Below are 20,653 nucleotides of genomic sequence, written 5' to 3'. Positions count from 1 at the left end.
AGCATATGGTACTTCTAAATAACTCAACGTCTCTGTACGAGGAAATGATGGCAAAGGCGAAACGTATCGGAGAGCTGGCAGAAGAAGAAGCAAAGCAAGCAGATATTGATGCAACGATTTCACCAAAGCTAGCAGATTTAATTCGCAGTGAGGAGATTCATCGCTTAATTTTACCGAAAGAATACGGACATCCTCAGCTAGACTGGACAACATTCGTTGATTTAGTAAGCACTGTTGGCTACTACAACTTATCTGCTGCATGGTTAACGTATTTCTTCTCAGCACATAATGCATGGGTATCGTATTTACCGAAGCCGTTACGTGATGAAGTTGTCGCATCAGGCGGCTTTGTAGCAGACGTATTCGCACCAATCGGTCAAGTAGAAGCGGTTGAAGGCGGCTATACAGTATCAGGTACTTACCACTTTGTAAGCGGTATCAATTATTCAAAGTGGGTCGGTGTTGGCGCATTTATGAAATTTGAAGATAATGACAAACCTGAACGTGTAGGTATTTTATTAGATGTTGACCAATTAAAAATTATTCCAAGCTGGGATTCATTAGGTTTACGTGGCTCAGGCAGTAACACATTAGTAGTTGATAATGTATTTGTAAAGCCAGAAGCGATTTTACGTTTTAACAAAATTATCGCTTGCAGCCAGCCTCCTGAAGCACAAGAAGAAAGTTATGATGAGAACTATTTATACTACAACACACCATTCTATCCAGGTTTCTATGTTGGGTTTGCTGCAATGGCTGTTGGTGGCGCACGTCGCGTTGTTGATGAATTCGCCAAACATACAGCTGGGCGTGTTCGATTCTCAGGTGTGAAGGAAAATGAATCACCATCAAGTCAGCGTGTATTAGCAGAGTTAAGTATGGAGTTAGAAGCAGTTGAAGGCTTAATGCGCCAATACATTTATTTAATGGAGCGCGACAAAGGCAATGCATACGAAGGACCTCGCTACAAAGCGATTCGTGCAAGCATTATTGATAAAAGTACACAGATCGGCGTAAAAGCATTATTAACGCTTGGTGGACATGCTTTATTAAAAGGGCATCCGGTTGAAATTTTAACACGTGATTTAATGGCCATTGCTACGCATATTACATCATTATATGAAGATGCTGTCACAGGCTATGGTCGCCATTTATTCGGTATCGAAACAAATATTCAAGGCTAATCCTAAAACTTTATAGAGGTGAACATACAATGGAAAAATTTATTTACGCACCAGAAATTGCAAAGCTAGGACATGTTGCTTTAGTATCAGAAGACTTAGAAAAATCATTATGGTTTTTCCGTGACACAATTGGTTTAGAAGAAACAGAAGTAGTCGATGGCGTACATTACTTACGTGCATGGGGCGACTTTGAACACCATACATTATCAATTACTGCTGGCGAAACATCATACATCGACCATATCGGTTGGCGCACAAAGCGTCGTGAAGATGTTGCGACGTTTGCTAAATTATTAGAAGATGCTGGGACAGATGTACGCTGGGTTGCTGCCGGCGAAGAAGTAGGTCAAGGTGAAGCGGTACGTTTTGAATTACCATCTGGTCACCGTTTTGAGCTATACTACGATATGGACAAAACACCTGCAGACCCATCTCGAAAATCGGTACTAAAAAACCAAACATATAAATCATGGGCAAAGGGTGTATCTCCGCGTCGTATTGACCACGTAAATTTACAAACATCTCATGATAATGCAGAAATCGTTCAATATTTACAAAATGCTTTAGGCTTCAAATTACGTGAATACTTTGTAAATCCAGATGATGTTCAAGTAGCGAGCTGGTTATCAGTAACAAACTTAGTGCATGACGTAGCCGTTATTTCAACACCACGCTCGAAAGCACCAAATGAAATGCACCATATTGCATATTGGTTAGACAATGCACAAGATTTATTACGTGCTGCTGATATTTTATGTGAATCAGAAGTTGCATTTGTTGGCCCAGGGAAACACGGGATTTCACAAGCAATGTATATTTACGTAAAAGATCCAGGCAGTGGCTTACGCTTAGAAATCTTCACAAATGGGTATTTAATCTTCGAGCCAGACTGGGAGCCAGTAAAATGGTCTTATGAAGAATACTTGAAAAACGGCTCGGCATATTGGGGCGACCGTCGACGCGATGATGTAGACCGTGAAGAACAAGTAAAGCAATTAATTAAATCGTAACGTGTAAAAGAAGTGCCGCCTGCTGCCCAATTTGGTAGGTGTCACTTCTACCAAAGGGCCGTTCCCTTTGATGAAGGGAGTGTTACCGCGTGCAAGCTTTTGTAAAAGTACTGACGCTATCGTTAATCGGTGGCTATTTATTTCAACTATTTCACATCCCGATTCCGTGGATGCTCGGGCCAATCGTTTTTGTTATGCTTGCGCAATTTGTGCATAATGGCAAATTGTACTGGCCCGGAAAGCTCGCCGATTTAGGTGTGGTCATCGTTGGCACCGTAATCGGCGTGCAATTTAATACCGCACTCTTTGGCATGATGGGTTCACTACTTGTCTATATGCTTCTGCTCAATATCGTTCTCATTGGAGGAGCGATCGGAATTGCCTATATTACAAGTAAATGGACACATATTCCACTAAAAGCATCGGTTCTTAGTACAATCCCCGGTGGATTAAGCCAAATTGTGCTTTTTGCAAAAGAAGAAAAAGTGAAAGAGATTGGTGTCATTTCTTATTTCCAAGTCATTCGTTTGTTACTAGTCGTAATCATTGTTCCAATGCTTGTTGCTGGTCAAATGATGACAAAGCCCCCGAATGATGCAACCTTATCGATTAGCTTACTTCTTTTGATTGCCCTGGCATGGGGTGTTTCCCATTTGACACAACGTATACACATACCAGTGGCATTTTTTATTACCCCTATTTTATTACTAATTGTGTTGCAGCTCGCTACCCCACTTGCGATGCCTGCTGTTCCTGATATTGTGATGGACGTTGCACAATTACTAATCGGCGCACATATCGGCTTAATGCTCAAGCCTCACATGATTAAACTCCCCGTAAAAGTTTTAGTCGGTGGGCTTGTCAGTGCCGCTGCGCTTATCGCTCTTACGTTTGGCTCAAGTTTTTTAATGTCGCTTGCTTTACATACAAGCTTTGCGACAAGTTTTCTAAGCACCGCCCCTGGAGGCTTAGATCAAATGGTACTCTTAGCCGATGCCGTTCATGCAGACGCTTCGATGGTATCCATGTTTCAAACATTTCGTTTGCTCTTTATTTTCCTCATCATCTTGCCGCTAATGCGGTGCTATTACACGATGAAGGGACGCAAAGAAGCATTCACTGTTCACCATTCGTAACACACCCTATAATGACCCTCTCGCAGTGCCGACGCGAGAGGGATTTTTATATATGTTTGAGTAACATATATAATAATAGAAACTCATATCCCGAAAATAAATATCTTAGTGTAAAACATGCGAAAAACGGGAATATAACAACAGATTCTAGGATTTGTCTTCCTTGTGATTGCACGATCAATTTTATTAAATGGGGTGAAATTATGAACAAAATGATTGCAGAAGTCATCGGAACCTTTGTGTTAGTCCTATTTGGTACAGGTACAGCGGTTCTTGGGGCGTCGACGGGGTTGGGATTCTCGGTATTTCGATGGCATTTGGTTTATCCATCGTTGCGATGGCATACTGTATCGGAACCGTGTCAGGCTGTCATGTCAATCCAGCCGTATCCATTGCCATGTTTGTCAATAAGCGCATTACAACAGTCGAGCTTGGGTTTTATTTAGCGGGACAAATTGTCGGAGCGATTTTAGGTTCAGCGGTCTTATATTTCTTTTTATCTACATTAGACTCACCACTCACAAACTTTGGACAAAATAGCTTCGGCTCACTTGGCGCATCTGGAGCGTTTGTCGCCGAATTTATTTTAACGTTCGTCTTTGTACTTGTCATTATTGTCGTAACTGGGCACAATGGCAATGCCAATTTAGCCGGCTTAGTCATCGGTTTTACGCTGGTACTCATTCATTTACTAGGCATTCCGTTAACAGGGACCCCTGTTAACCCTGCACGAAGCTTAGGACCTGCCCTTTTTGCAGGTGGTGAAGCCTTATCACAACTATGGGTATTCATTTTAGCCCCCATTGCAGGCGGTGTCGTCGCAGCCATTTTAGGCAAAACGTTATTTGACACCGAAAGTGGTAATGAATTGATTGCGAATAAAGACGTGTAAAAAAGTCCCTCTTGATAATTGAAATAAAATTTCCTATGAATAGATGATATATCATTGTAATACTCATAATTGCAACCACACATATTTAAACACATCTTAAATTAAACCTAACACAACTTCCAACATTTTCAACTGCCGTTGTAACTTTTCATATGCCGCTTCCGCTTCGGCAATCGACACCACCTCGAATAACACCTTTTCATTCGGGCCGATTTGCGCAAGGCGATGTAAATCCGCCGCAATAACTTGCGCAATTTTGGGATAGCCGCCTGTCGTTTGTCGGTCTGCCATTAAAATAATGGGTTCTCCGTTTGGGGGCATTTGAATGGTGCCAAATGTTACCGCTTCGGATATTAACTGAAACGGCTTGGCAATTTGAATCGGGTGTTGTGGGATCATGCGGTATCCCATACGATCTGCCTCGAGTGACACTGTAAACACATTGTGTGAAAAGGCTTGTTGCACATCATGCGAAAACGTTGCCCATTCTGTCCCGTGCAAGATTCGAATCGGGGCGTTCGTATAAAATGCGGCGAGCTGTAAATGATGTTTCCCGCTCGGCATATATCCCGCTTCATACGGTAATTCATCGCCCTTTTGTAGCGCCCGACCATCATAACCACCGATGCCTGCCTTTACGTACGTACTACGGCTATTCATAACAATGGGGACTTGAATACCACCGCGTACCGCTAAATAACAGCGCACCCTATGCGTAATCGGTCCACATACTAACACATCATTCGCTTCTACGTGAATAACACGGTTCATAGAAATCTGCTTTCCTTGGAGCGTCGCATCGACATGTCCACCGGTTAATACAATCGCTGTTGGTTTTGTAAATTGATACGTGCCTCCGACGACGGTCATTTCAATTGACGCCGTATTACATTGCTGCAGTAGTGCATTGCCGATACGGTACGCCACTTCATCCATCACGCCACTTACAATCACACCATATTGCTGAAAGCCTGTACGTCCCATATCTTGAATCGTCGAGAAAAAGCCCGGTTTTTGGACAATTATCACTGTGCATCCTCCTTTACTGCGATGAACTTTACACGGTCGCCTGCACGTAACAATGTCGGTGGTTGCTCATGTGGCAAAAACAAATCAAGCTGTGTGCGGCCAATAATTTGCCAGCCACCAGGTGTTGCGAGTGGATAGACGCCTGTTTGTTCACCTGCAATGCCAACCGAGCCTGCTTCGATATGTAAACGGGGTGTTTCGCGTCGCGGTGTCGCAAGTCGTTTATCAAGTCCGCCTAAAAACGGGAAGCCTGGCGCAAAGCCAAGCATATACACTAAATAATCCCCCGCTGTATGGATGTCAATTACTTCCTCAGGCGTTAATCCATTTTTCTGTGCAACATACGCCAAGTCCGGACCGTGCTCTCCGCCGTACACTACCGGAATTTCAACAATGCGAGTGCTCGTCCTTTTTGTCGCTCCGCTTTGTGCGAGACGTTGTTGTACAAACGCCATCACAATGTCCGCACTCGTCATGTGCTGTTGTTCTTCGGTATTTTTTTTAATCTGAAGTGGATCAAAATGAATACAAATATTTGTATAGCCAGGTAGAATCTCCGTTATCCCCTTGATTGGTTTGTCTGCCAAAATCTGTAGTGCGAGACGAATGTTTTCATGTGTTTGTTCATGAATTTCATCGCCAAAATACACAAAAATCATCCGCTCACTTGCGATTTTCATATGTGTAAACAAGTTGCAACACCGCCTTTTCACAAAATAGATATTCCAAATTTTCAATCTTTATGTAATACTATCATAAACTATGACATCCTATAGAGGAGTTGAGAAATTTTATGTTTAAAGTAGATATAAATTGTGATTTAGGTGAAAGTTTCGGGCGGTATGCACTAGGTGAGCAAGAGGAGATTTTACAGTATATTACGTCTGCCAATATCGCATGTGGCTTCCATGCTGGAGACCCAACTGTTATGCGTAAGACGGTCGAGCTTGCTATTGCACACAATGTACAAATTGGCGCACATCCAGGGCTACCAGATTTAAATGGTTTTGGGCGACGCGAAATGAATATTACACCGCAAGAGGCGTACGATATGGTCGTCTATCAAATTGGTGCATTACAAGGCTTTTTAGCAACAAAAGGTGTCCAAATGCAGCACGTCAAACCTCATGGTGCGCTCTATAATATGGCAAGTGTCAATCGTCCACTTGCCGATGCGATTGCACAGGCGGTCAAGGACGTATCACCACAGCTCATTTTATTTGGCTTAGCATCCAGTGAATTAACAGCTGCCGGAGAAGCAATCGGCTTACAAACCGTGCATGAAGTGTTCGCTGACCGAACGTATCAAGCAGACGGGACACTGACGTCTCGCAAACAGTCGAACGCACTCATTACCGATGAAACAGTAGCCATTGCACAAGTGGTCCAAATGGTAAAAGAAAAGCATGTGACATCGGTGCAAGGGACGCAGGTTGCACTGAAAGCCGAAAGTATTTGTATTCACGGAGATGGGGAGCATGCGGTAGCATTTGCGTCACGTACGCGAGCAGCGTTAGAAGAAGCTGGCATTACTGTTACAGCTTTTCATTAATCACTCAGGGGGATTGGATGAATAACGTTAAACAGTAAGGGAAAGTATCCGTTTTACTTGGCGCGGCATTTTTAATGGCGACTTCTTCAGTAGGACCAGGATTTTTAACGCAAACAACGTTTTTTACAGAGCAACTACTCGCAAGTATGGGCTTTGTCATTTTAATTTCATTAATTCTCGATATTATTGCACAAATGAATATATGGCGTGTCCTTGGGGTATCAGGCTTACGCGGGCAGGACGTTGCCAATAAAGTATTGCCTGGGCTTGGCTATGTGCTTGCCACGCTAATCGTAATTGGAGGCTTAGCTTTTAATATCGGAAATGTCGCAGGTGCAGGTCTTGGTTTAAATGCGATGCTCGGCATTGATACATTATACGGTGCAATTGTGAGTGCCGGAATTGCGATTTTTATTTTCCTTTTTAAAGAAGCGAGTAAAGTCATGGACCGTGTGACACAAATCGCAGGGTTCATTATGATTTTCCTCATGCTTTACGTGGCATTTTCTACATCACCACCTGTAGGCGAAGCCATTCAACAAACGTTTGTACCTAAGGAGTTTGGTTGGCTTGCGATTGTCACACTTGTTGGTGGAACAGTTGGTGGCTATATTACATTTGCTGGCGGTCACCGTTTAATCGAAGCAGGGATTACAGGCGAGGAAAATTTAAAGCAAATTACAACAGGCTCGGTGACAGGCATTTTAATTACAGGTGTTATGCGTGTCGCACTCTTTTTAGCTGTATTGGGCGTTGTTTCTAAAGGCTTAACATTAGACCCTAACAACCCCGCCGCTTCTGTTTTCACCCATGCACTTGGTGATTTTGGCGGACGCGTTTTCGGTGTCATTATGTGGGCAGCAGCGATTACATCTGTCGTTGGCGCAGCCTACACATCGGTATCATTTATCCGTTCATTCCACCCACTTCTTGAAACGTATAAAAACTGGATTACGATTGGCTTTATTATCGTCTCGACAGCCGTTTTTGCGACGATTGGACAACCGGTCAAAACACTCGTATTCGTCGGTGCGCTAAACGCGCTCATTTTACCGCTTGCACTCGGTATTATGCTCATTGCTGCCTATAATAAAAAAATTATGGGACCGACATATAAGCACCCACTTTGGCTAACGATTACAGGTGTTATCGTCGTTGTCTTAATGGCTGTTTTATGTATTCGTACAGTGATTACCAATTTCTCGACATTATTTTAACAGCGAAAAAGCCGTCCTTTATGTTTATAAAAGATGGCTTTTTACGTCTCACACTCACGAAATGAGGGATTTCCATGACGTATTACTATTATATTGCGGCAAATATTCCGCTCGATGCACATACTTACAACGAACACATTTTTTCACTTATGCCTTGTGAGGAGCATATAAAAGGCTTTACGTTGCCAATACAGCTTGAAATTAATAACGGGCTTTCGAAAAAACGACAAGCACAGTCTTTACTAAACTTTCTATATGCCCAAACAGCCTCGTATGAAAGCTGTACCATTGAAATCGCTCATCTGCTGAATTCAAACCATGAACCATATCGCATTACGCAAAACACAACGGTCGATTTGCATACCATTCAATCAGCGGACGCTTTATTACTACAAGTTGGACAGCTCTTAACAATCCGAAAAGTGCCCGTCGTGTCGTAATGCAGGAAGCGGACGCCACGCTTTGTCTTTTTTGTACAAATGTTGCTGCGCGCACCCAAGCTCACGGTGTTGGAAGTTTCGCTGCGCCGTACGTAATGACAAGGTGTTAGCGCCACCTGCATAATCAACATCCTCATACTGTACTGCATCATCCTCCCAATCACACAATACGCAAATAGCATATGTGCCCGGTGGTGGTTGTTCTAATGTTCGATAGCCACAACAAGGGCATGTATACAGCGTCATCCATCTTCCTCCTTTACCAACCCGTATCGACCCAGTGTACATTTCCTGTGAAGCCATCAATGTATTGAATATTCCCACCTGTTGGCGATGTTGGATAGGTCGGTAAATAAATAAGGGAATAGCGCTTACGATCATGTAGATCACGTTCTACCGTTAGCTCCGCATCAATGAACTGCTGGGCGATATGATTTGCCTGTTCTAATGATAACGTAGGCTTTTGCAATGTTGGAAAAGTAGCTGTTGGAATAGGTACATAGCTGACGGAGTGAATTTGATTTGTTTCACGGTTCACGAAAATCGTAATCGCTTGGAAATCAAATGCGATATCTTCATAAATATACACAAAACGAAATGTCTCATACCTATCCTCATCAACGCGTAAGCTTGGCACGTTTTCATGATAATAATGCGTATACTCTTCGCCAGCGAAATGACGTACAATTTGACAAGCACGTGTAAAAACATCTTCTTCAAGCACTAGATGCTCATCTGTTTCAATACGCCAATACAAGTCCTCGTCCCTCGTCATCTGTTCTACATTCGCCTGTCGCCCACCTTGTATGAAGCTTCGCACATCTGCTATTTCCTGCACTTGTGGTAACGGCTGAAAGGATGCCTCACTCACAACCTCTTCATCATACCAAAAACGTACGGTGCCATCGGGGGCAACACCGTATAAGTCATACTTTTGTTTATAGGCATATTGCCAGCCAAGCTCTTCGACAATGCCGAGCGTGACAATTTGTTGCTGCTGTAAAATGGCTCGTGCCTGTTCTTGTGTAATTAATTGTTCGGGGTATTGAATAGTAACATCATTTTCTTGCAATGTAACGTCTTCGACAAATCCTGTTAAGCTAATCGTTATCGTCATGCCTGTGTTGGGAATCGCAATATCATATAACGGCTCATGCCACTTAAGTACCGCAACATATTCATCATTCGTGCATGTAAGTGATTGTAATTTAAATTGGGGCTGTTCAAAAATCGTTTGGACACGTTTCACAATGTCATGCGCTTGCTGTTGTGTAATCTGTTCATCGGTGACACTTTTCCCGTAAAATACCGCTCCGTAAAATTGCCCATCACTAAAGTTCGCCTCTGCTACTAGCTTTCCAGCTTCATTAAAATAACTGGTCTTATGTTCGTCCACTGTCGATGAAACAATTTGTTCATTCACAAATGGTACTATGTATTGCTCCATACATTCAGTCCTTTCTCCTTTATGCATCCATCTCTCGTTCCTCAAATGGATAAATATACATATCAACATCGAGTGACGCACCGATACTACTTAAAAATTGACTATATGCCGCCGTAACTTCAAACCCTGGCATATCCCCTTGCTCTACTTCCATCACAAGTGCGATGTGAACATCCATCTGCAGTTCTTCCTTTAACGCACAAATCATCGTCGCTTTCGTCGAAAACAGATCATAAATAGGTTGTAATACGTCCTCTACATATCGTGTTTCACGTTTAGCGACTTTGTATTCCCAAGACGTATAAAAACGCTCTAGTGGCATAATTTCCCGTACACGGTCGCCTACTTTCCATGTCGTTGTCGGTTCAATGCCTAAACGCTCGGTCACAACCTCTAGCGGAAAATCATCGTTACCTCTAAATTGTAAGTACGCATATAAAGTTGTTTGTGCCATCGATTGTCCTCCTGTATGATTAAAATTCATCATAAGCCCCTCCTCGTAAAGAGACAACCAGAAAACCACCCGCTGCGGATAATTGCCAGCCTTCGTAAAGAGCACTATCATGCCAAAGCTGTAACGTTCGTCCATGTTCGAGTTGAATAGCCAGATCCGACCATTGCTCTGTGTGAACAATATTTAGGATGCGCTTTCCTTTGATAAAATTCGCCACTTGTTCGTATGTATATTGCCCGCCAATAATATCACGATAGCCAATAAGAATACCTTGCTCATTTACAAGTCGCCATGAACATTCAATGATAATGGCACCCGCTTCTAGCTCAATAATAAACGCGGTATGCTTGTCTTTTTGTACGCGCGTAATTGCCTGCCCAATAACAGGGCGAAAATCAATCTGGCTCACGTGTTTTTTCATCTGCACACATCCTTTGCTGCACTTAATCTTCCCAATAAAATACCGCATCCCATACAAGGTACTTCCCTTTACTACGCGATAAAGTTGGAATTGTGCCATCATACGCAAATGGCTCTGCTAATTCTTCCCGTTGTAAAACAGTAAAATGATATTTCATAAATAACCGAATTAAATAGTGCTGTAACGCTTCAAATTGTGGCTCAATATATAAATTATCTGGGCCATCTAACATGACCGCACTACCACCGCATTGTTTACCATGATGATACGTAACACTTTCTGAGCCAGGCCCAATAACAATGACCGGTGCAAGTCGGCTAATCAGTACTTGTAAGCCTTCCATCTGCTTGTGCTGCGTCCATTGATTTTCCTCTATGTTGACAAACGCATCTTCATAGCAAAACACCTTTATATAAGATGCATAGCCACTGCCAAAATGGTCGCGCTCTACTACATAACGAATAGTTGCGCGAGACAGCTCCGCAAGCAATGGCTTAAGATAATGATGTAACGTGCGGTCATCCTTATCCGAGTATGGATACTGTTCACTGATTATGTGTTGCTGAACCATGTGATGCAATTGCTCATTTGAAAACATTACACACCACCCCTTCTTTTTTTGCCAAAAAATTCTTACTAATTGTAACATAGATTGGTGAACACATACGGAGCACCTTATCGAACAATTACAAAAACAATACATTTCGTTTAAACAGCATTCACAGTATGTAATTTTTTTCAGAAAGCATTGCGAAGATGCATTCATGTACCGTCGGAATCCAGAACAGAATATGACGATTAATCATAAGATAAGGTATACCGACTTAATGTTTTTTATTTCCCAAAAGCAATGCGCTCGTTCTACTCGTACAACAAAAAGCACACGCACAATCTGACGCGATTGTACGTGTGCTTTCTTTTATCATGCGCTCAAAAATTTACGCATACCGTAATGATGCTGTATGACGCAAAATGGTTTGCGTTAATAATGACTGTGTACGATGCTGGAGCAAGAGCACTTTTTCAACAAATGCATGTGCATCTTCAAATGAATGTTGAAGCCAATATAATTTGGCAAGCTGTTCAAACAGCACTTGCTCATACTCTTGGTGACCGTATTGTTGAAGTAAGCGCTGTGCTCGTAAAAGACTACACTTTGCAGCTTCGTACTGTCCATCATACATTTGCACATCCGCTAAGCGAATGTACGTACCACATAATGGTGCATCACCATCAATTAAAACTTGCATTGCTTTTTCATAATATTGTATCGCTTTTGCGGGTTCGTTCAGTAAATGATAGGCATACGCGACGTTAGCCGTAATGGCATAAAAATCTGTGACCGACTCATAGTGTAGTTGAGACAATTGCGTTAAACATTGCTCAATCACTTGAGGCTGCGTGGTCTGCTCTCGTAAGAAGTTGCTTTCATCAAAGTAAGTTGTACTCGCCATACGAGTGAAAATCTGGTCAATCGTTTTCATGTTGTAACCCCATTTCAATTGTTGTTACACAACTAGCAGCTTTTTTATGCAATTCGCATGTTTGTAAGGCCCTTCTTGATTTCATAAAAAAACCCCCAATCGTCACGTTGTACGATTAGGGCGATTAATCATCGCGTTACCACCTAATTTTGTCAGCAATTCACATTGCTCACCTCTGCCAGTACGTGTTCATACTGTTGCCGTTGTAACGAGTGCCGCTCGTCGTAGCCTACTATTAATTCGGTACGAGGCTCAAAGGTCATATTCCGTAAGGTCCGTTTGCTTCATTCTCACCATCAGAAGCTCTCTTGAAAACTTTCGTTTACGTACTCATCCTTATCAACGCCATATTCATTTGATAGGAACATGCTAACACTTCCCTTCAACTTTTTCAATATTTTTTGTAAAATAATTCATAAAAAATATAATCATGCGTCTTTTTTCTATATTATGTGCGAATTTTGTACATAAATAAGTCTTTATATTCATTTTGATGAAAAACTATCATTTCTTTATTTTTCTACTTGAAAACGATTTCATTTTTCACATAAATGTTTTAAAATTACATAAACGAGAATTATTTATACATAAAGGAGGGATTTTATGTTACTACCAATTTTAGTAAGCATTGTGTTATGTTTGATTGGCATTTGGCTCTTCTATGTAAATTATGTATATGCTGGAGTAGAGCCGATGCTCCAAAATGGCTTTATTTGTTTAGTAGGTGGGATATTGCTTACGTGCGGAATTTGGGCAAATAACTTTGATGTAACGGTACAAACACCGTGGACAGCTATTTTTCCAGCAAGTTTATTATGCGTCTATTGGTTAATCGTTCAATCCTTCCCTGACTATACATATGAGCAGGCAAAGGCATTAGTAAGTGCGGTTACGGACGATGACATCTTTCCACGTCATAAAGATTTTTGTGTCGAGGATGGTATGTATTGTTTTTACACAGATCGTCGCACGTATCATGTAGACCCACAATCTGGTGAAATTTTCGAATATTATGCACTTTCATCAGTGCAATAAAAAAATGTGTGCCGCGGCACACATTTTTTTATGCTTTCGTTAACGTTGTTAAGCAAATTTCAACCGCTGCTTGAATATCACGTTGATGCCACCCTGGAATGCGTGGATGACGAATGCTAATATCAAAGTTTGCGGGCACGTGAATAAACCCAGCCTGCTTCTGATACTGCTGTGCATACTGCAAGCCAGCATACATAATGTTATTGCATAAATACGTCCCTGCACTATTGGAAATTTTAGCTGGATATCCTGCTTCTTGTAATGCCGTCACAAATGCACGAATCGGCAACATTGTAAACAGCCCGTCCGCTGCATCTGCATCTATTGCTTCATCTGTCGGCGCATAACCTTTATTGTCCACTTCGCCGTCCTTCACATTAATTGCGATGCGTTCAGGTGTAACTTGATGACGTCCTGCCGCTACGCCTAACGATACGACAATATCTGGTGCTAATGCCGTCAAATATTCTTTTAGCACCTTTTCTGATTCGTGAAAATCAACTGGCAATACTTTGCCGTGTACGATGTAATCACCGAATTGTTGCCCGTCTAATGCGCGTGCAATTTGCTCGGTTGGGTTTACCGGTAATTGTAAAAATGGCTCAAAGCCTGTTACTAAAATTGTTTTCATTACGTTCTCCTCGATGTTTTGTAAAATCGTACTTTCTTGTAAATATGTCACGTTATACTGTACAGCAAGTTGCGCGAGATAATGGCGTAGCGCTAAAAAGTCGTCCTGTGCAATATATTGCTCATAACGCTGCTTCTCTTCAGCTGTCGCATATTTTTTAAAATAGCCCCACATATGCTGAATCGCATTGCGCTGACTACCGGCTGTCGGCTGTATGCTATAAGCTTCTGCAATCGCTACTTGAATGTCTGCAACAGCCGCATTTTCTCGCATTAAGAGGCGTATACGATTGTAATGTGCCTGACTGTAATACATGACCGCATATTTTTCGCGACGCCACAATAATTCCGCTTCTCTACGCATCCATATCCCTCCCTTATTCGTTGTTTTATTGTAGCATATTTCCTTTTCGCTTTGTTTTTGACACGCATGCGGTTTCTTCTTTTACTGGGCTTTTCGTATAGTCGACACGTAAAATAATTGCTATAATAAAGCAGAATAAATTGTGAGGTGGCAGACGTGAACCGCTTTGGAGTAATCGTTTTCTCAATCGTTAGTATGATATTAACGTTTGCCTACACACGCTTAATGAATGTAATGCTTCATGCCATTTTCGATAGTGGCGAACCAACCATGCTCTTTAAAGTATTTGCGACATTGATGTTCCCATCTAGCTTTGCATTATTTTTACTAATGGTGTTTTTAACGTATCATTTTATTGCGCGTGCGATAAATATGTATGTCGATATGAAATGGGCACTTTACATGATTGCGATGTGTTGGTTATTTTTAATCGGTTATATTGCACTAATGGTGTTTTAAAAGGTTGGTGGTGATATTATCAATATCGCTACCTTCCTTTTATTTTATAGTAAAATCCTACTCGCTCACTATATCCAATGAACTGTTTTTGTCAGCTCCCATCAGGAACAAGTGGTTATTCGTTCACTTTCATTTGACATTTCTGTATACTTATAAAGAGTGTCAGAATAGTAAAGTATAAAGAGATTAGGTGAACAATTCGTATGACTATTCTTCTAGTAGATGATAATAAAGTAAATTTATTTGTAATCGAAAAGATTTTAAAAAGTGATGGCATTGACCAATTTGTTTCATGCCAATCCGCAAAAGAAATGTTTACATATTTAACTTGTCCATCAAATCAATGGCAAAATGTCGAAGTTATTTTACTCGATGTGATGATGCCTGAAATGGATGGCATTGAAGCATGTCGTCGATTAAAAGAGGATGCTCGCTTTAAAGATATCCAAGTCATTTTCGTCACAGCGCTCGAAGATAAATTCAAATTATCTGAAGCACTTGATGTTGGTGGCATCGACTATATTACAAAGCCTATTAACAAAGTTGAGCTCTTGGCGCGTTTACGTGTGGCGCAGCGCTTAAAATCTGAGTTGGACTGGCATAAAAAACAAGAAAGTAATGTTGCACGTGAATTAAACTTAGCTGCACGTGTGCAGCAAAGTTTATTAAGCCCATCCATTAACCAACCTCATTTAAGCATTACAGCCTCGTATTTGCCGTCGTCGAATTTAGCAGGGGACTTATATTATTGGCACAAAATTGACGAGCACCGTTATGCTTGTATTTTACTTGATATGATGGGACATGGTGTATCTGCCTCGCTCGTTTGTATGTATATCTCCTCGATTTTACGAGAGGCGATTTCCAAGTTAACAGAGCCTGAACTTGTCATAGCTGAGTTAAACCGCTATATGAACCTTTTACATAATGAACAAGAAAACATTTTGTATTATTTCACAGCGGTCTATTTAATTATCGACACACAACATAAAACGGTTGAATATGTAAATGCAGGACATCCGACTGCCTATGCGCTTGTCGATGGCACAAAAACAGTGCCACTTTCACAAACAAGCTGGGCTGTTGGCTTTGTAGAAGATATGACTGTGCAAAAAGCGTTACTCACGTACGAAACGTCGCTTCAAATTGTCCTGTTTACAGACGGTGTTCTTGAAGCAATGGAACCTGACGAATTTAAAGCAGATAAAAAATTACAGATAATTGCAAGCTCAAACTGGACGCATGAACAAGCACCGATTGATTATTTAGTTTGTCCAACGCTCCAGCAAAACCAACCCGATGATATGTGCGTCGTGTTAATTCAAGCAACGTAACGACAAAATATGCGACAAAACTAAAAGCCTTCAGCAAGGATCCTTGCTGAAGGCTTTTTTTGCGCTACGCTTTTCTTTACGATTTTTGGTAAATACGTTCCGCGACATCAATCGCGTGATAGTGACGGGCAATCGGTGTAAACTGAATCGTTTCCTTATCGCCTAACCCTAAATAGCCACCCCGTGCTAAACTTTCATAAAAAAGCTTTTGTACTTTATGTTGCAATGGTACAGAGAAATAAATGAGCACATTGCGGCATAAAATCATATCAAACTCTTGAAATGACTGGTCCGTTACTAAATTATGTTGTGCAAATGTAATGGCCTCTCGCAATTCTTGATTAAAAATCGCGCGGTTATTTTCCGTCTTATAATAATCTGAAAAAGCTTCCTCGCCGCCTGCTAATAAATAATTTTTCGTATAGCCTTGCATTTTTTGAAGTGAAAAGGCGCCTTCTTTTGCACGTAATAACACTTGCTCATTCATATCTGTTGCATAAATTGTTGCTCGTTCAAGTAGCCCTTGTTCCTTTAGCAAAATCGCCATCGAATACGCCTCTTCCCCCGTTGCACAGCCGGCGTGCCATATACGAATGCGCTCTAAATGTGCTAGTTTCGGCAAAACATCGGTGCGCAATGTACGGAAGAATAATGGGTCACGAAACATTTCAGTAACATTGATTGAAAAATCATTTAACACCGTATGTAACAACGGTTCGTTATGAATGATTTCAGCCGTTAAACGCGTAATGGTTGGCAGTTGTTCAAGACGTATACGATGCTCGATACGTCGTAAAATCGAGCTGCGATTATATTCGCGAAAATCATAGCCAGACAAAGCATAAATTGCATCCAGTAAAAGCTGTAATTCTAACTGTTGTTTATCCATAATGATGTTCCTTTTTCGCAAGCCATACTGTTAATACAGAAAATAGCTGTTCTAAGTTGAGTGGTTTTGTCACATAATCAGATGCCCCAACAGCAATAGCCTTTTCTCGATCTTGCTTCATTGCTTTCGCCGTTAACGCAATAATTGGCAAATCAAGCTGTAATTGCTGACGAATATAACGCGTCGCTTCATACCCGTCCATTTCTGGCATCATAATATCCATTAAAATAATATCGGTCTCTGTATGTTGCTCTAGCTTTTCTAACGCTTCTACACCATTTCCTGCTTCGATGATAGTCGCACCTTTTTGCTCTAGCGCTTGCTTTAATGCAAAAATATTACGGCTATCATCATCGACTAGTAAAATTGTTTTGCCATTAAATACTTCGTTCGTATACACGCGTTCCACTGGCAATACTTTCGGTGTGCGTGGTATTGGCGCTTCTACAATACGTTGAAGCCCCTGTGGTAAGCTCGGAATATACACCGTAAATGTACTGCCTACGCCTACTTCACTTTGTAGTGTAATCCAGCCACCTAATAATTTTGTAAACTCTCGGCAAATCGATAAACCAAGTCCCGTTCCACCGTATTTACGCATTGTTGCTCCGTCTACTTGTTGGAAGGATTCAAAAATCAGCTCTTGTTTTTGCTCTTCTACACCGATACCTGTATCGGTAACACTTAGCGCAATCCATTGCTCGCTTATTTCTTGCATTTGCTCCGTTACGGGCGGTGCTGTGATTTTCACACGCACACTACCTTCTTCTGTAAACTTCAGTGCATTAGAAATTAAGTTATTACAAATTTGCTGGAATCGCTTCACATCTGTATGGAACGGCGTTGCGACGTTTTTCGTGATATTTACATGGAACTGCAAATTCTTTTGCTGTGCAACCGGTGTAAACATACTTTCTAAATGCTGTGGCAATTCACGTAAGTCCGTTTCACTAAACCACACATCCATTTTGCCCGCTTCCACTTTTGATAAATCTAAAATATCATTAATTAATGCTAGTAAATCCTCACCTGATTTATGGATAATTGTCGCATACTCCAACTCTTCATCTTCTAAACGGTTGTCGGCATTTTCTGCAAGCATTTCCGATAAAATTAAAATGCTATTTAACGGTGTACGCAGCTCATGCGACATATTCGCTAAAAACTCCGACTTATAGTTAGAACTTTGACGCAACTGCTCAGCACTTTGCTCAAGCTCGACTTGTATCACCTGTAATTCACGCGTTTTCTGTTCAGCATCTTTTGTACGTTCCTCGAGCTGTTCATTAATCGCTGTTAACTCTTCGGTCTGCATTTGCAATTCTTCTGATTGCGTTTGCAGTTCCTCTGACTGTGCTTGAAGCTCTTCTGTTTGCAACTGAGAAGCTGTTAATAAACGTGTAATTTCCAGTCGAGTTTGAATACTGTTAATCGTTACACCTACTCGTTCAACAACTTCATTAATTAATGCACGATGCTGCGCAGTATAATTTTGAATCGCCGCAATTTCCATCACCGCAACAACTTGCTTCTCAAACATAATCGGTACAATTAAGCCATTTGCAACTTGAATATCACCAAGTGCTGTTTCAATAAAGCGGAGACCATTTTCACGGTTTTCATAGCTAAGCGCACGTCCTTCTAACACACTTTGCCCAATTAAACCCTCACCGATATGGAAATGTGTTCGACCGATATCATGTCTTGCTTCAGCAAAGGTCGCAAGCTTAACATATTTCGTTGCATCTTTTGCATCTTGCATATAAAAAGTACCGTATACGGACCTTGTACGTGTTGTAAGAGATTTCAGCAATGTTTGCCCAAGCTCCGACACTTCCTCAATCCCTTGGTACTCTAGTAACACATCCGCTAAGTTTTGTTGCAGCCACTGACGGTTTTCCATCGTCGTTAATAGCGCATTTGTTGCATCAACTAAATCTTTCATTTCATCATTCGTTGTCGCCACTAGTCGTTTACGTCCTTTACCGTTTGAAGCTTCAATATTGTGTAATGCTTCGGTTACATCTGTAATCGACGTCACAACACGACGCGAAATCGTATTAAAAATCAGTACCGCTAAAATCGCAATAAACCCTAATGCGAAAAATAAACTTATCGTTAAGCGCTCATTTTTCGCATCTAGCTCAACAATTTTATTGGCAATCGCCTCTGTTTCGACATTACGAAACTCCGTAAATTGTAGCTGTAAATCGCTGATTGCTTCACTGCTTTGCTCACCGTTAAACGCTTCAATCATTTCTTCACGATTATTAGCACGAATGGCTTGCTCTAAAGGCTGGGCAATCGTCGCTATCCACTCTTCAATATCGCGATAAATATAATCTAAATTTTCTTGTCGTGTCGAATACGTCTGTACAAATCCCCCTAACTCATAGTACGTCGTTTCCCACGCGCCTGCATTTTCATAGTATGCTTCTAAATAACGACTTTCACTTGTGATTAAATAACGATGTAATGACGATTCCATCGCCAACACATGTCGCTCTAACCGGTTCGACATCGTACGCATTTTTGTATCATACGAAATGATTTCATCACGCTGTACTTTTATGTCGTTAATTTGGGTATTCAAAAAGACACCCGCTACTAATAAACAAGCAATTAAAAAAACATAACCGCTCGTTATCTTCCAGCGAATGCCGATGCGTTTTCTCATCATCTACTCTTCCCTTCCTTTTTACAAAAACGGTTGCTCTCCTCCATTATAAATGTTTCTTTCATAAAATACCCTATTCCAGTACAATTTATCCATAGTTTTTTTAAATGCGGTATAGTAAACATACATATAGGTAACGATGAAAGGGGATTTTTTATGTGGATTGATATTACGATGCCATTACGAAATACGATGCCCGTTTGGCCAGAAGATACACCATTTACTTATAAACTGGATGCCACTTACGAACAAGACGGCGCAAATGTCGGGCAAATTCAAATGAGCGTTCATGCTGGCACACATGTCGATGCACCGTATCATTATGACGATTTTGGCAAGTCCATTGATGCGCTACCGGTCGATTTATTTATCGGTGATGTGTATATAGTCGATGCAACGAGTGAAACATACATTACGGTCGATTTTTTACGTGCGTGTTCATTACCAGACTCTACACGCCTTTTTGTCAAAACAAAAAAAGCGCATCATCCATTTACATTTGATGAGGCGTTCACAGCATTTTCACCAGAAGCTATTCATTTTTTAGCGACGCACGGCATCCGTTTAATCGGCACAGACGCACCATCTGTGGATGCATTTGGTGCGCCACTTGTCGCGCATCAAGCTTGCAATGATACAGGCATGACCATTATCGAAAATTTAATGCTGCAAGCTTGTAGCACTGGCTTTTACGATTTTATCGGTTTGCCACTTGCGATTCAAGGTGGCGATGCGTCACCGATTCGAGCAGTCGTGCAGAAAAAACAGCAATTTGTCGTTACGGATAATGCTTAATATGCGCGTATTTCGGGAACGGTGGCACTCTTCGTTAGTGCATGAGTTGAACGTAGCTCGGTCGTTGGCTTAAAGTATTCGAACTTTTAATTGTCGGTTTATGTATTTGGACAGGTATCGGAGCAGCAGTCAGTTTAAAATTGTTATCATCATAACAAAAGAGGTTGAGACAAAACAAAGTGTTAGGAGAAATATCGTCATTTC

General features: G+C 41.3%; 21 protein-coding genes, 1 pseudogene and 1 other annotated feature. Of the genes and pseudogenes, 11 read left to right on the top strand and 11 right to left on the bottom strand.

The window, feature by feature from the left end; all coding sequences use genetic code 11:
- The first annotated feature begins 5 nt into the window (after positions 1–5).
- The 4 genes and pseudogenes from A6M13_RS07040 (at position 6) to A6M13_RS07025 (ending at position 4,222) form a co-directional block, all read left to right on the top strand.
- Positions 6–1,184 carry an acyl-CoA dehydrogenase family protein gene (locus A6M13_RS07040; protein ID WP_066544366.1) on the top strand — a complete coding sequence of 393 codons (1,179 nt, stop codon included), beginning with the start codon at positions 6–8 and terminating at the stop codon, positions 1,182–1,184.
- A 29-nt stretch (positions 1,185–1,213) separates the two neighbouring features.
- Positions 1,214–2,194, top strand: a complete 981-nt coding sequence (locus A6M13_RS07035) for a VOC family protein (protein WP_066544362.1) — start codon at positions 1,214–1,216, stop codon at positions 2,192–2,194.
- A gap of 89 nt (positions 2,195–2,283) precedes the next feature.
- Positions 2,284–3,330, top strand: a complete 1,047-nt coding sequence (locus A6M13_RS07030; RefSeq protein ID WP_066544359.1) for an AbrB family transcriptional regulator — start codon at positions 2,284–2,286, stop codon at positions 3,328–3,330.
- A gap of 200 nt (positions 3,331–3,530) precedes the next feature.
- Positions 3,531–4,222: pseudogene (locus A6M13_RS07025) on the top strand (aquaporin).
- 96 nt (positions 4,223–4,318) lie between these two features.
- Here the strand turns inward: A6M13_RS07025 and A6M13_RS07020 are convergent.
- On the bottom strand, positions 4,319–5,251 hold the full coding sequence (locus tag A6M13_RS07020; protein WP_083998258.1) for a 5-oxoprolinase subunit C family protein: 933 nt from the start codon (positions 5,249–5,251) through the stop codon (positions 4,319–4,321).
- Positions 5,248–5,943: a 5-oxoprolinase subunit PxpB gene (gene pxpB / locus A6M13_RS07015; RefSeq protein WP_425393911.1), complete on the bottom strand. Its 696-nt coding sequence runs from the start codon at positions 5,941–5,943 to the stop codon at positions 5,248–5,250. Before pxpB ends, A6M13_RS07020 begins: the two co-directional genes overlap by 4 nt.
- Positions 5,944–6,044: 101 nt before the next feature.
- Here pxpB and A6M13_RS07010 point away from each other — a divergent pair, with 101 nt between their 5' ends.
- The 3 genes from A6M13_RS07010 (at position 6,045) to A6M13_RS07000 (ending at position 8,460) form a co-directional block, all read left to right on the top strand.
- Positions 6,045–6,803, top strand: a complete 759-nt coding sequence (locus A6M13_RS07010; RefSeq protein ID WP_066544352.1) for a LamB/YcsF family protein — start codon at positions 6,045–6,047, stop codon at positions 6,801–6,803.
- Between the two features lie 74 nt (positions 6,804–6,877).
- Positions 6,878–8,020, top strand: a complete 1,143-nt coding sequence (locus tag A6M13_RS07005; RefSeq protein WP_066544349.1) for an NRAMP family divalent metal transporter — start codon at positions 6,878–6,880, stop codon at positions 8,018–8,020.
- A 74-nt stretch (positions 8,021–8,094) separates the two neighbouring features.
- Positions 8,095–8,460 (top strand): hypothetical protein, encoded by a 366-nt coding sequence (locus tag A6M13_RS07000; protein WP_066544346.1) that lies wholly within the window; start codon positions 8,095–8,097, stop codon positions 8,458–8,460.
- On the opposite strand, the gene A6M13_RS06995 is transcribed toward A6M13_RS07000, so the two are convergent.
- From A6M13_RS06995 to A6M13_RS06970, 6 genes are all read right to left on the bottom strand, one after another.
- On the bottom strand, positions 8,428–8,706 hold the full coding sequence (locus tag A6M13_RS06995; protein WP_066544343.1) for a CPCC family cysteine-rich protein: 279 nt from the start codon (positions 8,704–8,706) through the stop codon (positions 8,428–8,430). The two genes, A6M13_RS07000 and A6M13_RS06995, sit on opposite strands and share 33 nt — an antisense overlap.
- A gap of 13 nt (positions 8,707–8,719) precedes the next feature.
- Positions 8,720–9,907 carry a hypothetical protein gene (locus tag A6M13_RS06990; RefSeq protein WP_066544337.1) on the bottom strand — a complete coding sequence of 396 codons (1,188 nt, stop codon included), beginning with the start codon at positions 9,905–9,907 and terminating at the stop codon, positions 8,720–8,722.
- 19 nt (positions 9,908–9,926) lie between these two features.
- Entirely contained in the window at positions 9,927–10,394 is a 468-nt protein-coding gene (locus A6M13_RS06985; RefSeq protein WP_169817420.1) for a DUF4279 domain-containing protein, read from the bottom strand.
- Complete coding sequence (locus A6M13_RS16100) at positions 10,381–10,782, bottom strand: hypothetical protein (RefSeq protein ID WP_066544334.1); 402 nt, start codon at positions 10,780–10,782, stop codon at positions 10,381–10,383. Before A6M13_RS16100 ends, A6M13_RS06985 begins: the two co-directional genes overlap by 14 nt.
- A 22-nt stretch (positions 10,783–10,804) precedes the next feature.
- Positions 10,805–11,380, bottom strand: coding sequence for a hypothetical protein (locus A6M13_RS06975; RefSeq protein ID WP_066544332.1), 576 nt, complete (start codon positions 11,378–11,380; stop codon positions 10,805–10,807).
- A 340-nt stretch (positions 11,381–11,720) separates the two neighbouring features.
- The gene (locus tag A6M13_RS06970) at positions 11,721–12,266 is read right to left on the bottom strand and encodes a tetratricopeptide repeat protein (RefSeq protein ID WP_066544329.1); all 546 of its coding nucleotides are present in this window, start codon (positions 12,264–12,266) and stop codon (positions 11,721–11,723) included.
- Positions 12,267–12,379: 113 nt separating this feature from the next.
- Positions 12,380–12,618 (bottom strand) — a binding site (T-box leader).
- Positions 12,619–12,869: 251 nt separating this feature from the next.
- Here A6M13_RS06970 and A6M13_RS06965 point away from each other — a divergent pair.
- Positions 12,870–13,301, top strand: coding sequence for a hypothetical protein (locus A6M13_RS06965; RefSeq protein ID WP_066544327.1), 432 nt, complete (start codon positions 12,870–12,872; stop codon positions 13,299–13,301).
- A gap of 28 nt (positions 13,302–13,329) precedes the next feature.
- Here A6M13_RS06965 and A6M13_RS16655 read toward each other — a convergent pair whose 3' ends face one another.
- Positions 13,330–14,295, bottom strand: a complete 966-nt coding sequence (locus A6M13_RS16655; protein ID WP_083998256.1) for a pyroglutamyl-peptidase I — start codon at positions 14,293–14,295, stop codon at positions 13,330–13,332.
- A gap of 156 nt (positions 14,296–14,451) precedes the next feature.
- Here A6M13_RS16655 and A6M13_RS06955 point away from each other — a divergent pair, with 156 nt between their 5' ends.
- Positions 14,452–14,754 carry a hypothetical protein gene (locus A6M13_RS06955; protein ID WP_066544325.1) on the top strand — a complete coding sequence of 101 codons (303 nt, stop codon included), beginning with the start codon at positions 14,452–14,454 and terminating at the stop codon, positions 14,752–14,754.
- 203 nt (positions 14,755–14,957) lie between these two features.
- Positions 14,958–16,088 carry a SpoIIE family protein phosphatase gene (locus A6M13_RS06950; RefSeq protein WP_066544322.1) on the top strand — a complete coding sequence of 377 codons (1,131 nt, stop codon included), beginning with the start codon at positions 14,958–14,960 and terminating at the stop codon, positions 16,086–16,088.
- A gap of 76 nt (positions 16,089–16,164) precedes the next feature.
- On the opposite strand, the gene A6M13_RS06945 is transcribed toward A6M13_RS06950, so the two are convergent.
- On the bottom strand, positions 16,165–16,977 hold the full coding sequence (locus tag A6M13_RS06945; protein ID WP_066544315.1) for a CheR family methyltransferase: 813 nt from the start codon (positions 16,975–16,977) through the stop codon (positions 16,165–16,167).
- Positions 16,970–19,657 carry a response regulator gene (locus A6M13_RS06940; RefSeq protein ID WP_066544313.1) on the bottom strand — a complete coding sequence of 896 codons (2,688 nt, stop codon included), beginning with the start codon at positions 19,655–19,657 and terminating at the stop codon, positions 16,970–16,972. The genes A6M13_RS06945 and A6M13_RS06940 overlap by 8 nt, the downstream gene beginning before the upstream one ends.
- A gap of 153 nt (positions 19,658–19,810) precedes the next feature.
- Between A6M13_RS06940 and A6M13_RS06935 the strand changes: the two genes are divergently transcribed.
- Complete coding sequence (locus A6M13_RS06935) at positions 19,811–20,449, top strand: cyclase family protein (protein ID WP_066544301.1); 639 nt, start codon at positions 19,811–19,813, stop codon at positions 20,447–20,449.
- Positions 20,450–20,653 lie beyond the last annotated feature (204 nt).

The sequence above is a fragment of the Caryophanon tenue genome (assembly GCF_001700315.1).
Lineage (GTDB): Bacteria > Bacillota > Bacilli > Bacillales_A > Planococcaceae > Caryophanon > Caryophanon tenue.
This window is presented reverse-complemented; position numbering and strand designations above follow the sequence as displayed.

What these genes read in the sequence shown, in the direction of transcription:
- A6M13_RS06945 (WP_066544315.1), bottom strand. Translation starts at nt 16,977, where the DNA reads ATGGATAAACAACAGTTAGAATTACAGCTTTTACTGGATGCAATTTAT.
- A6M13_RS07000 (WP_066544346.1), top strand. Translation starts at nt 8,095, where the DNA reads ATGACGTATTACTATTATATTGCGGCAAATATTCCGCTCGATGCACAT.
- A6M13_RS06935 (WP_066544301.1), top strand. Translation starts at nt 19,811, where the DNA reads ATGTGGATTGATATTACGATGCCATTACGAAATACGATGCCCGTTTGG.
- A6M13_RS07005 (WP_066544349.1), top strand. Translation starts at nt 6,878, where the DNA reads ATGGCGACTTCTTCAGTAGGACCAGGATTTTTAACGCAAACAACGTTT.
- A6M13_RS06985 (WP_169817420.1), bottom strand. Translation starts at nt 10,394, where the DNA reads ATGATGAATTTTAATCATACAGGAGGACAATCGATGGCACAAACAACT.
- A6M13_RS06975 (WP_066544332.1), bottom strand. Translation starts at nt 11,380, where the DNA reads ATGTTTTCAAATGAGCAATTGCATCACATGGTTCAGCAACACATAATC.
- A6M13_RS06950 (WP_066544322.1), top strand. Translation starts at nt 14,958, where the DNA reads ATGACTATTCTTCTAGTAGATGATAATAAAGTAAATTTATTTGTAATC.
- A6M13_RS07010 (WP_066544352.1), top strand. Translation starts at nt 6,045, where the DNA reads ATGTTTAAAGTAGATATAAATTGTGATTTAGGTGAAAGTTTCGGGCGG.
- A6M13_RS07035 (WP_066544362.1), top strand. Translation starts at nt 1,214, where the DNA reads ATGGAAAAATTTATTTACGCACCAGAAATTGCAAAGCTAGGACATGTT.
- A6M13_RS06990 (WP_066544337.1), bottom strand. Translation starts at nt 9,907, where the DNA reads ATGGAGCAATACATAGTACCATTTGTGAATGAACAAATTGTTTCATCG.
- A6M13_RS06965 (WP_066544327.1), top strand. Translation starts at nt 12,870, where the DNA reads ATGTTACTACCAATTTTAGTAAGCATTGTGTTATGTTTGATTGGCATT.
- A6M13_RS07040 (WP_066544366.1), top strand. Translation starts at nt 6, where the DNA reads ATGGTACTTCTAAATAACTCAACGTCTCTGTACGAGGAAATGATGGCA.
- A6M13_RS06970 (WP_066544329.1), bottom strand. Translation starts at nt 12,266, where the DNA reads ATGAAAACGATTGACCAGATTTTCACTCGTATGGCGAGTACAACTTAC.
- A6M13_RS06995 (WP_066544343.1), bottom strand. Translation starts at nt 8,706, where the DNA reads ATGACGCTGTATACATGCCCTTGTTGTGGCTATCGAACATTAGAACAA.
- A6M13_RS06940 (WP_066544313.1), bottom strand. Translation starts at nt 19,657, where the DNA reads ATGATGAGAAAACGCATCGGCATTCGCTGGAAGATAACGAGCGGTTAT.
- A6M13_RS16100 (WP_066544334.1), bottom strand. Translation starts at nt 10,782, where the DNA reads ATGAAAAAACACGTGAGCCAGATTGATTTTCGCCCTGTTATTGGGCAG.
- A6M13_RS16655 (WP_083998256.1), bottom strand. Translation starts at nt 14,295, where the DNA reads ATGCGTAGAGAAGCGGAATTATTGTGGCGTCGCGAAAAATATGCGGTC.